The sequence below is a fragment of the Otariodibacter sp. genome (assembly GCF_029256985.1).
In the GTDB taxonomy this organism is placed as follows: domain Bacteria; phylum Pseudomonadota; class Gammaproteobacteria; order Enterobacterales; family Pasteurellaceae; genus Otariodibacter.
Genome location: NZ_JARIDQ010000046.1, coordinates 36404 through 47821, shown reverse-complemented (window position 1 = coordinate 47821; position 11418 = coordinate 36404). Strand labels below are relative to the sequence as shown.

Genomic DNA, 11418 nt, shown 5'->3' with positions numbered 1-11418 from the left:
CGATTAATGTTGCAAAACAATATTTAGCTAATTAATTTGAATGAGGGATGCCAATTGGTATCCCTATTTTTTACCTCATTTTTGCAAAATAGTGCGATAATCTGACCGCTTGTATAAATTATTGATAGTAGATTAAGGAGTACAAAATGAAAAAGATTCAACAAATCACACCTGAATTAAGCTTATTCGAATATAACGAGATTCCAGTACTAGAAATCAATCATCCAAAAGTGAAAGCAAAGGTCGCTCTTCAGGGTGCTCATTTATTCAGTTGGCAACCAAAACATACTGACCAAGATGTTTTTTGGTTGAGTGAAATTGAACCATTCAAATTAGGTAGTGCGATTCGAGGTGGGGTTCCAATTTGTTATCCTTGGTTTGGTAGTCTAGGCGAGCCTTTCCACGGCACTGCACGTATTCGCTTATGGGAATTCAATCAGTATGAAATTACAAAAGATAAAGTGTTCTTACGATTTGATTTAAAATCTGAGAATGGACAAGGGCTTGATGCTCAAATGGCAATGGAATTAGGAGACACTTGTACATTAACATTGACTCATCAAGGTTCGGGACAGGCAAATCCAGCCTTACATAGTTATTTTAATATTGCAGATATTAGCCAAGTAGAATTACATGGATTACCAACAACTGTGTTCAATCATTTGACACACCAACAAGAATCTGTTTCATCCCCAAGATTAATTGCAGAAAATGTTGATGAAATGTATTCCGTTGAAAATGCAGTCACTACTATTGTAGATAAAGGTTACCAACGTCAAATTGAGGTGCAACATATTAATTCAACAGAAGTTGTTGTGTGGAATCCTTGGCATAAGCAAACGAGTAATATGACTGATACCGGTTATAAAACCATGGTTTGTGCAGAAACTGCACGAATCCATACATCTCTGAATCAAGGTCAAATGATTCAGGCCAAGATTAGCGTGAAATCAAACTAAATTATGATATTATTCGTCCCATATTTGTTCTATGGGACACTTTTATTTAAATGGAAAAAAGTTATGACTGATTTAAAAAATGATCGCTATTTAAAGGCACTATTACGAGAACCTGTTGATATGACACCAGTGTGGATGATGCGTCAAGCAGGGCGTTATTTACCAGAATATAAAGCAATACGTGCAGAAGCGGGTGATTTTATGACACTTTGTCGTAATGCAGATTTAGCTTGTGAAGTAACATTACAACCGTTACGTCGTTATGCTTTAGATGCTGCGATTCTTTTTTCTGATATCCTAACAATTCCAGATGCAATGGGACTTGGACTAAGTTTTGAGACAGGTGAAGGTCCTAAATTTGCTAATCCAATTGAGCGTAAAGCTGATATTGATAATTTACCCATTCCTGATCCTGAAAGTGAGTTACAGTATGTAATGAATGCGGTACGCACGATTCGTCGAGAATTAAAAGGTGAAGTACCATTGATCGGTTTTTCTGGTAGCCCTTGGACATTAGCCACCTACATGGTTGAAGGGGGAAGCAGTAAAGCATTCACAAAAATCAAAAAAATGCTTTATACGGACCCAAATTTATTGCATAGCCTGTTAGATAAACTGGCGGACAGCGTTATTCTTTATTTGAATGCACAAATCAAAGCTGGGGCTCAATCTGTAATGATCTTTGATACTTGGGGTGGAGTACTTGCTCATAAAGATTATCAGTATTTTTCATTGCCATATATGCATAAGATTGTCGATAACCTTATTCGTGAAAATGAAGGGAGAAAAGTACCAGTAACCTTATTTACTAAAGGTGGTGGATTATGGTTAGAATCTATTGCTGATACTGGTTGTAATGCAATAGGATTAGATTGGACAGTTGATATTGCTAATGCCAAAGCACGGGTAGGACATAAAGTTGCATTACAAGGTAATATGGATCCAAGTGTATTATATGCAAATCCAGAAAAAATTGAGCAAGAAGTACAATCCATTCTAGATAGTTTTGGACAAGGAACTGGACATATCTTCAATTTAGGGCATGGTATACATCAGGATGTGCCTGAAGAGAGTCCAAAAATACTTGTTGATACTGTTCATGAATATTCTAAGCAATATCATCAAGAGGATTAGTTATGCGAAATCCAATTCATAAAAGGATGGAACGATTTGAAAGTTGGCAACATCTTACATTTATGGCGTGTCTCTGTGAACGTATGTACCCTAATTTTCAGCTATTTTGTGAAGTGACTGAGCGAGTAGATCATGCAAAAGTTTTTCAAAATATTTTGAATCTTGTGTGGGAGTTTCTTACTGTTAAAGGCGCAAAAATTAATTTTGAAAATCAGTTAGAAAAATTAGAAGAAATTATTCCAGATGTAAATGAATTTGATTTTTATGGTGTTTTCCCTGCAGAAGATGCTTGTGTAGGGCTTTCTGAATTATTGCATGCGATTATTGCAGGGGAAACATTAGAACAGGCAATTAAAATAAGCCAGCTTTCATTAAGTACTGTTGCAACTTATTTAGAAACAGAATTAAATCGTGAACTAGATGAAAAAGAATTGAAAGAATCTAGTGAAATTGAAGAAGAATTAGATATTCAATGGCAAATTTATCGTTTACTTAATGAAGTAGAAGAAAGAGATATAGAACTTATTCTTTCTCTAAAAAATGAGTTACGTGAGAGTGGCATAAGTAATATTGGATTAAATATTGACCATTAAACGTGATTTATGTAACAATTTTTGCATTATTTGCTTTGAGAATAGCGTAGTTTGAATTAAGCTATCTCAGCATTACAGCAAAATAAGAGTTTAGGCAGGTACTGCCATTTATAAATAAAATCTTTAGAGGATAATACCCATGAATAAAACTGAGTTAGTCGATGCAATTGCAACAAGTGCAGAATTAAGTAAAAAAGACGCAAAAGCGGCATTAGAAGCAACATTAGAAGCAATTTCAGGTAGCCTAAAAAAAGGTGATTCTGTACAACTTATCGGTTTCGGTACTTTTAAAGTAAACCACCGTAAAGCACGTACAGGTCGTAACCCAAAAACAAATGAAGCAATTGAAATTCCAGCTGCTAATGTGCCAGCATTTGTTGCTGGTAAGGCACTAAAAGATTTAGTGAAATAATTAATCAATTAGTTTTATTATAAGCCTAGATCTTATCTAGGCTTTTTGCATTTCTATAATATAGCTTTTCCGTTACAATAGCGGTATTCGTATTTTCAACCTTTAATTATATATAAACCAATGAAAGCATCTATTATTAGTAAGTTAGAAAGTTTAAGTGAGCGTTACGAAGAATTACAAGCATTACTCGGCGATCCTTCAGTTATCAATGATCAAGACAAATTTCGAGCTTATTCCAAAGAATACTCTCAATTAGAAGAAGTGGTAGGAACATTTACCCGTTGGAATAAATTAAATAGCGATATTGAAGAGGCTCAATTATTGCTTGATGATCCGGATATGAAGGATATGGCTCAGGAAGAAATTGAACAAAATAAAGCTGAGATTGATCAATTAGAACAACAATTGCAAATTCTATTATTACCTAAAGATCCGAATGATGAATATAACGCTTATCTTGAAATTCGTGCAGGGACAGGTGGCGATGAAGCGGGTATTTTTGCAGGCGATCTTTATCGTATGTACAGTCGTTATGCAGAGAGTAAACGTTGGCGTATTGAAGAGCTTTCAGCAAGTGAAAGTGAGCAAGGCGGATATAAAGAGATTATCGTTAAAATTAGTGGTGAAGGTGTTTATGGTCAGCTTAAATTTGAATCGGGTGGACATCGTGTACAGCGTGTACCAAAAACAGAATCTCAAGGGCGTATTCATACTTCTGCTTGTACTGTAGCGGTAATGCCAGAATTACCTGAATCAGAATTACCTGAAATTAACCCTGCAGATTTACGTATTGATACTTATCGTTCTTCAGGGGCGGGTGGTCAGCACGTTAATACTACAGATTCAGCGGTACGTATTACCCATATTCCAACAGGTATTGTCGTTGAGTGTCAAGATGAGCGTTCACAACATAAAAATAAAGCTAAGGCTATGTCTGTATTAGCATCTCGTATTGTACAAGCAGAGCAAGAAAAGCAAGCACAAGAGCAAGCGGATACTCGCCGTAACTTATTAGGTTCAGGGGATCGTTCAGATAAAATTAGAACTTATAACTACCCACAAGGACGAGTGACTGATCATCGTATTAATTTGACGATTTATCGTTTAGATGAAGTAATGAATGGAAAAATTGATGAATTAATTCAACCAATTATCACGGAATACCAAGCGGATCAATTGGCTGCGTTGTCAGAACAATTATAAGTAATGAATTACCAACAATGGTTAACACTTGCTGAACAACGATTACGTGATAATGTTCAGCAAGATCCTTTCTTAAATGCGAAACTAGATGCTAATGTGTTATTACAAGCGGTCACAAAGCGGACTAAATCTGCAATTTTTGCTTTTTCAGAAACAGAGCTAACTCAAATAGAATTAGTACAATTAGAAAATTTTTTGCAACGTCGAATTAAAGGTGAACCTATTGCTTATATCCTTGGTGAGCGAGAGTTTTGGTCATTACCACTTAAAGTTTCACCAGCTACTCTTATTCCTCGCCCTGATACAGAAAGATTAGTTGAAATTACCTTAGAATTGGTTTACAAGCGGTTAGATTCTAAAGAATATTTGCAAATCCTAGATTTAGGAACTGGAACAGGAGCGATTGCATTAGCACTTGCCAGCGAATTAAAAAATCAAGTTCATATTATTGGAGTAGATAAATCTCTTGATGCTGTACAGTTAGCTCAACAGAATCAGCAACAATTGGGGTTTAAAAATGTTACTTTTTTACAAAGTGATTGGTTTAAAGCCTTGCAAAATCACTATTTTGACCTCATTGTAAGTAATCCGCCCTACATTGATGAACAAGATAGTAATTTGATGCAAGGGGATGTAAGATTTGAGCCTTTATCTGCGTTAGTCGCCTCACAAAATGGAATGGCAGATTTACAAAAAATTATCACAAACGCACCGCTTTATTTAACTAATCATGGTGCTTTGATTTTAGAACATGGCTGGCAACAAGCAGAAAAAGTCAGAGAATTATTTAAGCAAAATAAATGGGATTCACCTCAAACCGCTCAAGATTATGGCGGTAATGATAGAGTAACGTGGGCAATATGGACGAAATAATTAAATCATTTGAATTTTCACAAAAAGAACGTAACGAACTTCAGCGGTTTTTATACAAAGAATTAATTCGACTCGCAACTTTAATTGATCCAGATGTGAGCGAACCACAAATTTATGGCTTAGTTTCAGCGTTAGTCAAAAAAGCACGTTATGAAGTTAATGGTACGAATGATGATGAGCGTATCGATCAACTCTTGTATTTTTTATATCAAGAACAAGGTTTTCATTGTCATTCGGAAGAGTATTTTTATACGGATAATTTACTATTACATAAAATTTTACGTAGTCATCGTGGTATGCCTGTTTCGCTCGGGGCAATTTTATTGTATTTAGCCTCAGTATTAGACTTACCGCTTTATCCCGTTAATTTTCCGACACAATTTATTGTACGAGCAGAAATAACGCATAATTCAGGTAGAAAAGAAACACGTTTTATTAATCCTTGGGATGGTTCTTATCTTAGTTTTGACAAAATGAGCAAATGGCTTGAAGGTGAATTAGGATTTGGTGTTGAATTAAAGCGTGAGTTTTTACAAATAGCGACGAAAGAAGAAGTACTAGAACGTTTAGAAACCATTTTTAAAATGGCTCTTACCAGGGAAGGGAAGTATGAGGAAACTTTACGATTAATTGAATATCGTTTGATGTTAACACCTGAAGATCCATACGAAATTAGAGATCGAGGAATGGTATTAGCTAGTATGGATTGCTTCCAAGCAGCTTGTGATGATCTGAGCTATTTTATTGATCAATGCCCTGATGATCCTTCGGCGATGATGTTAAAATTAGAGATCGCAAATTTAGAAAAACAGAGTAAAGCCAACGTGCTTCACTAATATCCATTGATTGTTGATTAAGGAACAACCATGAATTCAAAAACAATTCAGCTAGATAATATCCAAATCGGAAATGATAAACCTTTTGTTCTTTTTGGCGGAATGAATGTACTAGAAAGCCGTGATATGGCAATGCAAGTTTGTGAGAAATACGTTGAAGTTACACAAAAGTTAGGTGTACCTTATATTTTTAAAGCGTCATTTGATAAAGCAAATCGCTCTTCGATTCATTCATATCGTGGACCGGGTATGGAAGAAGGATTAAAAATCTTCCAAGAATTAAAAGAGACATTCGGTGTAAAAATTATTACTGATGTGCATGAAATTTACCAATGTCAGCCTGTTGCTGATGTGGTGGATATTATCCAGTTACCTGCATTTTTAGCTCGTCAAACGGATCTTGTTGAAGCAATGGCTCGTACAGGGGCTGTAATCAACGTTAAAAAACCACAATTTTTAAGCCCAGGACAAATGGGTAATATTGTCGAGAAAATTGCAGAATGTGGTAACGATAAAGTTATTTTATGTGAACGTGGTTCAAACTTTGGTTACGATAATTTAGTGGTTGATATGCTAGGTTTCAGCATTATGAAAAAAGTATCAAAAGGTTGCCCAGTGATATTTGATGCAACACACTCACTACAATGTCGTGATCCGTTTGGTGCTGCATCGGGTGGACGTCGTGATCAAGTCACCGAATTAGCTCGTTCTGGTTTAGCAGTAGGGTTAGCCGGTTTATTCCTCGAAGCACATCCAAACCCAGACCAAGCAAAATGTGATGGCCCATCAGCACTTCCGCTTTCAGCTCTGGAAGGTTTTATCAGCCAAATGAAAGCTGTTGATGATTTAATTAAATCATTACCTGAATTAGACACATCTAAGTAATAAGGTTAATAATCAATGTATATTCAGGTAATGAATATGTTTTGTTAAATTATAAGTAGTAAAAGTAGATCAACTTCCTAGTATAAAGTAAGGGGGTTGGTCTATTTTTTATTTATATCTATGAACATTAGAACTGAAGAGGTTGTTTATAAGATTTAAATCCTTTCTATAATTTCTAGCAAATTAGTGGTATAACTCTACATATTTATCATTTACTGGAAAAAAAGTAAGACAATTCCCTCATAAATTAAGCTTACCCCAAAAATTATAAAAATAACACCAGCCATGTTATCTAAGTAATGGCTATATTTGATATAAAATAACTGAATCTTATTGTGTGAGAACAAAAGACTGACAAGAGAAAAATAAGCAAAACCACTACCTGTTAAGATAAAAAGAACTAATAAAATATCTTGTATGTTAGATAGATTTGATACATAACCCGCTAGAACACTACTAAAGAAAATAATGATCTTTGGATTAGAAAGATTGATAAGTAACCCACCAAGTATTTCTTTCCAGATAGATTTCTTTTCTTCTGTTTTTTTATTTGAGAGTTGTGTATTTTTGGTGACTTGCACCATCTTCAATCCGCAATAAGCTAAGTAAGCTCCACCAAATAACATTAAAATATATTGGAAATTAGGGATGATATTATTAATTATCGCAAGTCCAAATATCACAAGAAGTGACCAGAAGGCGATACCTAGTGTTATCCCCAAGCTAGCTAGTATGGCATTTTTTCTAGAATCTCCCATGGCTTTGCGGGTGACGTATAAAAAATCAGGGCCAGGACTAATTAATCCTGCTAGTTGTACAAAGAATATCGTCCACATTAAAATATCCTAAAAAAACAATACAGGGTCAAGCTAGTATAGACCGCAGCAACTATATCATCAAGCATAATGCCTAAGCCACCAGAAATCTTTACATCAATATAGCGAATAGGGTAAGGCTTCCAAATATCAAATATACGAAATATACCGAAAGCTAGGGTGTAGTAAATGAAATTATATTGTGGCAGAAAACTAAAAATAAAAAATATCGCAACAATTTCATCCCAAACAATTCGTCCATCATCATGAATTTGGGTATCCTCACTAGTTTTTTGACATGCATAACATCCAAATAAAAATGATACTACGGTAAGAGCAATAAAAACAGCAATAGAAGCGGTTAGATTCCATATCAGTATTGCAATTAATGTACCTAATAATGAACCCCAAGTACCAGGGGCTGGTTTAATTAATCCTGAACCAAAACCTACTGCAAGTAAATGAATTGGATTTTTTAAATTAATTTTCATGGTTATTTACTAAAATGATCAAAACCAATGTGATGGGGTAGCATAATTTCATTGCCTTTATCAAATAATTTAATTTGATTGATTTCATCCGTTATTTTTCCGATACAAGTACAATGAAAACCTTGTTCTTTCAATATATGCTCTAGACTATTTCGCTGATTTGCTGAAACTGTAAAACATAATTGATAATCTTCGCCACCAGTTAAAGCAAACAATTCAGCTTCTTTTTTTTCACAATGTGAAAGAAGTGCTAATGACAGTGGTAAGTTTTCAATATATATTTCAGCCCCACATTGACTACGATTTAAGATGTGTTTGAGATCTGCAATTAGTCCATCAGAAATATCAATGGCACATTGACTATATGAAGTTAATAGTTGTCCTAATTCCACTTGTGGAATAGGGTGTAAATGTTGGTAAATAAGATATTTTTCTTCTTGAGTGTATACTTTTTCTGAATGATTTAAGAGTAAATCTAAACCTGCAGCACTATCACCTAAATAATTTGATACAAAAATAAAATCACCTGATTTAGCTTTATGGCGGAACAATCCCTGATGTTGTTCAAGAACTCCTTGAACAGTTATTGTTACAGATAAATGCCCTTTTGTTGTATCTCCACCGATTAAAGAAACATTATATTGATCTAAAATATTAAATAAGCTATCACTAAATTCAGATAGCCAGTCATGATCAATGGAAGGTAGAGTAAGGGCTAGCGATGCCCACATTGGTGTAGCTCCCATTGCTGCAAGATCACTAAGATTAACTGCAATAGATTTATAAGCTAAATCAGAAGGTGATATTGTAGGTAAAAAATGAGTACCGGAAACTAATGTATCCGTTGTAATTGCTATATTTTGCTCTGGTCTAATTTGGGTAATGGCACAGTCATCTCCGACAGATAGAATCACATCTTTGTGAGATGATTGTTTATGCTTTGAAAAATATTTAGCAATTAGATCAAATTCACCCATATCCTAATTCCTAGCGATTGTTACGAATTTTTATAGCAAGCTTATCTAATATGCCATTTACATACTTATGGCTATCATCTGAGCCAAATACTTTAGCAACCTCTATACCTTCATTAATAACTACTTTGTATGGTACATCAAGTTCATATTGCAATTCATAAGCAGACATACGTAGAATTGATCGCTCGATAGGATCAACTTCGTTTTCGTCACGATCTAAGAATGGGCGAAGGGAAAGATCAACATCTTCAATGTGCTCTACTGTACCACGTAATAATTTTCGGAAATAAGGCATATCAACTCCTTTCATATCTTGATCAGATACGAAAGATAGTTCAATTTGTTCAATTTCATTTTGTGAAATATGCCAAGAATAAATTGCTTGAACTGCGCATTCTCTTGCGCGACGACGTGGAGAAACTTTCATAAAACCTCAAATTTATAGCGTAAATATTAGCCATTTATCTATTATTAAAAATAGCCGAGTATTCTATCATAGTTCATCTTATTTATGCGTAGATTTCTTGATTTTTACTGTTGATTGAGGTTCAATGATATAAGGAGTGACAAATATAATAAGTTCTCGCTTTGATATTTTATCTCTACTTTGACTGAATAGGTGTTTTATAACAGGTATGCTACCTAATACAGGTACTCGATTTTCACTTTTTGAGATAAGGTGTTGAAATACTCCACCTAATACTATAGTTTCACCATGATGTGCAATAACTTGAGTTTTTAATTCTTGCTTATCTATCGTTGTAAGTTCATTTACACCTTGCTGACTATTGGGAGCATTTTGGGTAACAAGCAAATCTAGCAAAATTTGATTACCATTAGAAAGTTGAGGAGTGACTTCTAATCCTAGTACTGCTTCTTTGAATTCTATATCTGTAGTTTCACTTTTTTTATCATAAATAGCATAAGGAATTTCAGTACCTTGTTTAATACTAGCCTGTTGTTTATTTGTGGTTAATAAACGAGGGCTTGCAATAATTTCTACATGATTTTCACGTTCTAATGCATTTAATTCTAGATCAAGTACTCTACCATTGATTTTAGCGATTTGTAAAACTGCAGAGGCTGCATTGCTAACAGGGAAGTTCACATTAAGATTATTGACTACACTTCCATTTCCTTCAAGATTTCCTGCAAAGGTATGATGCTGCGCTGTAGGAGAAAAGAGTCCCCATCTCACGCCTAATTCTTTTAAGTTTTCACTGCTAATAGTCACTATTCTTGCTTCGATTGCTATTTGGGGAATGGGTATATCAAGTTGTTTTATAAGTTTAGATATATTTTGAATTGATTTTTTACTATCTTTTATGATGACTTGATTACTTCTATCATCAAAATGTAGATAACCAGCTTCAGATAAAATATTTCCACTTCCTTTTGTAATAGATTCTATAATCTTTGAAGCTTTTGAATGATATAACTGAATTGTTTTTGTTTTGAATTCAGGTGAAATAGTTTGATTATCATTAATATTAGGAGTAATTTCATTTTGGTTATTATTTGAGTTATGTATTGATTTTTTTATTTTTGAAATTATATATATGTTATCATTTTTATATATGGATAAATCATTTATTTTTGCTACCTGATTTATAATTTTATTAAAATTACTTTTTCTTATATGTAATGTTGTTCTTGAGTTTATGTTATCTTTAATAATAATATTATTTCCAGTTTCTATGGCAAGTAGAGAGAGTATTTCTTTTGTTGGTGCATTCCTCAAAGATATAGTGATAGGTGATGAAAATGTATTTTGAATAAAAAATATTATAATTAGGTTTAAGTATTTCATTTTCCCTCTGCTATAGTATTGCTAATTTTATTTTTGTTGGTTTTTTACAACTATTACTTTTATTCCAATCTATATATTCTATTTCTTTTGAGTTGATATCTGTTATTTGTATTTTCGATGGTTCTAGAACTTGATCTTTTTTTATCTCAATAATATGTGAGTTCTTATTTAGTAAAATTCCTGTAAAACTATTATTTATTCCAATAATTCCTATTAGCTCCAGTTCTTGAAATTTTTCTACTATATTTATAGTTTCTATACTGTCTTTTCTATTACAATCTAAATACAATTCCTTATTTTTTAATATAATCTGTTCATTTATATTCTCTTTATTCATATCCTCTTCATTATAGAAAGGGTCCGCATAAGATTTGTATGTATTTAATATAATAAAGAGAAAAATAAGCATGTTTTTTTTCATATAATTTCC

At 33.6% G+C, this 11418-nt stretch carries 14 protein-coding genes; 8 read left to right on the top strand and 6 right to left on the bottom strand.

The window, feature by feature from the left end; all coding sequences use genetic code 11:
* The first annotated feature begins 146 nt into the window (after positions 1 to 146).
* From Q1J40_RS05190 to kdsA, 8 genes are all read left to right on the top strand, one after another.
* A complete protein-coding gene (locus Q1J40_RS05190; RefSeq protein ID WP_301098986.1) occupies positions 147 to 959 on the top strand; it encodes a D-hexose-6-phosphate mutarotase in 813 nt (270 codons plus the stop codon).
* 63 nt (positions 960 to 1022) lie between these two features.
* Positions 1023 to 2093, top strand: coding sequence for a uroporphyrinogen decarboxylase (gene hemE / locus Q1J40_RS05185; RefSeq protein ID WP_301098985.1), 1071 nt, complete (start codon positions 1023 to 1025; stop codon positions 2091 to 2093).
* Between the two features lie 2 nt (positions 2094 to 2095).
* Positions 2096 to 2686, top strand: coding sequence for a YjaG family protein (locus Q1J40_RS05180; RefSeq protein WP_301098984.1), 591 nt, complete (start codon positions 2096 to 2098; stop codon positions 2684 to 2686).
* Positions 2687 to 2825: 139 nt separating this feature from the next.
* The gene (hbs, locus tag Q1J40_RS05175) at positions 2826 to 3098 is read left to right on the top strand and encodes a non-specific DNA-binding protein Hbs (RefSeq protein ID WP_301098983.1); all 273 of its coding nucleotides are present in this window, start codon (positions 2826 to 2828) and stop codon (positions 3096 to 3098) included.
* A 120-nt stretch (positions 3099 to 3218) separates the two neighbouring features.
* Entirely contained in the window at positions 3219 to 4301 is a 1083-nt protein-coding gene (prfA, locus tag Q1J40_RS05170) for a peptide chain release factor 1 (protein ID WP_301098982.1), read from the top strand.
* A gap of 3 nt (positions 4302 to 4304) precedes the next feature.
* Positions 4305 to 5174, top strand: coding sequence for a peptide chain release factor N(5)-glutamine methyltransferase (gene prmC / locus Q1J40_RS05165; protein ID WP_301098981.1), 870 nt, complete (start codon positions 4305 to 4307; stop codon positions 5172 to 5174).
* Positions 5162 to 6010, top strand: a complete 849-nt coding sequence (locus Q1J40_RS05160; RefSeq protein WP_301098980.1) for a SirB1 family protein — start codon at positions 5162 to 5164, stop codon at positions 6008 to 6010. The genes prmC and Q1J40_RS05160 overlap by 13 nt, the downstream gene beginning before the upstream one ends.
* Positions 6011 to 6040: 30 nt before the next feature.
* Positions 6041 to 6895: a 3-deoxy-8-phosphooctulonate synthase gene (gene kdsA, locus Q1J40_RS05155; protein WP_301098979.1), complete on the top strand. Its 855-nt coding sequence runs from the start codon at positions 6041 to 6043 to the stop codon at positions 6893 to 6895.
* A 212-nt stretch (positions 6896 to 7107) separates the two neighbouring features.
* On the opposite strand, the gene Q1J40_RS05150 is transcribed toward kdsA, so the two are convergent.
* The 6 genes from Q1J40_RS05150 to Q1J40_RS05125 all read right to left on the bottom strand — a co-directional run bounded on the left by Q1J40_RS05150 (position 7108) and on the right by Q1J40_RS05125 (position 11409).
* A complete protein-coding gene (locus Q1J40_RS05150) occupies positions 7108 to 7731 on the bottom strand; it encodes a LysE family transporter (protein WP_301098978.1) in 624 nt (207 codons plus the stop codon).
* The gene (locus Q1J40_RS05145; RefSeq protein ID WP_301098977.1) at positions 7731 to 8201 is read right to left on the bottom strand and encodes a phosphatidylglycerophosphatase A family protein; all 471 of its coding nucleotides are present in this window, start codon (positions 8199 to 8201) and stop codon (positions 7731 to 7733) included. The genes Q1J40_RS05150 and Q1J40_RS05145 overlap by 1 nt, the downstream gene beginning before the upstream one ends.
* 2 nt (positions 8202 to 8203) lie before the next feature.
* The gene (thiL, locus tag Q1J40_RS05140) at positions 8204 to 9178 is read right to left on the bottom strand and encodes a thiamine-phosphate kinase (RefSeq protein WP_301098976.1); all 975 of its coding nucleotides are present in this window, start codon (positions 9176 to 9178) and stop codon (positions 8204 to 8206) included.
* A 10-nt stretch (positions 9179 to 9188) separates the two neighbouring features.
* Positions 9189 to 9605 (bottom strand): transcription antitermination factor NusB, encoded by a 417-nt coding sequence (nusB, locus tag Q1J40_RS05135; RefSeq protein ID WP_301098975.1) that lies wholly within the window; start codon positions 9603 to 9605, stop codon positions 9189 to 9191.
* Positions 9606 to 9683: 78 nt separating this feature from the next.
* A complete protein-coding gene (gene pilQ / locus Q1J40_RS05130; RefSeq protein WP_301098974.1) occupies positions 9684 to 10988 on the bottom strand; it encodes a type IV pilus secretin PilQ in 1305 nt (434 codons plus the stop codon).
* A gap of 10 nt (positions 10989 to 10998) precedes the next feature.
* The gene (locus Q1J40_RS05125) at positions 10999 to 11409 is read right to left on the bottom strand and encodes a hypothetical protein (protein WP_301098973.1); all 411 of its coding nucleotides are present in this window, start codon (positions 11407 to 11409) and stop codon (positions 10999 to 11001) included.
* Positions 11410 to 11418 lie beyond the last annotated feature (9 nt).

Bases quoted from the DNA above. Each gene is read 5' to 3' on its own strand.
- prfA (WP_301098982.1), top strand. From the start codon at position 3,219: ATGAAAGCATCTATTATTAGTAAGTTAGAAAGTTTAAGTGAGCGTTAC.
- hbs (WP_301098983.1), top strand. From the start codon at position 2,826: ATGAATAAAACTGAGTTAGTCGATGCAATTGCAACAAGTGCAGAATTA.
- hemE (WP_301098985.1), top strand. From the start codon at position 1,023: ATGACTGATTTAAAAAATGATCGCTATTTAAAGGCACTATTACGAGAA.
- Q1J40_RS05145 (WP_301098977.1), bottom strand. From the start codon at position 8,201: ATGAAAATTAATTTAAAAAATCCAATTCATTTACTTGCAGTAGGTTTT.
- pilQ (WP_301098974.1), bottom strand. From the start codon at position 10,988: ATGAAATACTTAAACCTAATTATAATATTTTTTATTCAAAATACATTT.
- Q1J40_RS05125 (WP_301098973.1), bottom strand. From the start codon at position 11,409: ATGAAAAAAAACATGCTTATTTTTCTCTTTATTATATTAAATACATAC.
- Q1J40_RS05160 (WP_301098980.1), top strand. From the start codon at position 5,162: ATGGACGAAATAATTAAATCATTTGAATTTTCACAAAAAGAACGTAAC.
- Q1J40_RS05180 (WP_301098984.1), top strand. From the start codon at position 2,096: ATGCGAAATCCAATTCATAAAAGGATGGAACGATTTGAAAGTTGGCAA.
- Q1J40_RS05190 (WP_301098986.1), top strand. From the start codon at position 147: ATGAAAAAGATTCAACAAATCACACCTGAATTAAGCTTATTCGAATAT.
- Q1J40_RS05150 (WP_301098978.1), bottom strand. From the start codon at position 7,731: ATGTGGACGATATTCTTTGTACAACTAGCAGGATTAATTAGTCCTGGC.
- kdsA (WP_301098979.1), top strand. From the start codon at position 6,041: ATGAATTCAAAAACAATTCAGCTAGATAATATCCAAATCGGAAATGAT.
- nusB (WP_301098975.1), bottom strand. From the start codon at position 9,605: ATGAAAGTTTCTCCACGTCGTCGCGCAAGAGAATGCGCAGTTCAAGCA.
- thiL (WP_301098976.1), bottom strand. From the start codon at position 9,178: ATGGGTGAATTTGATCTAATTGCTAAATATTTTTCAAAGCATAAACAA.
- prmC (WP_301098981.1), top strand. From the start codon at position 4,305: ATGAATTACCAACAATGGTTAACACTTGCTGAACAACGATTACGTGAT.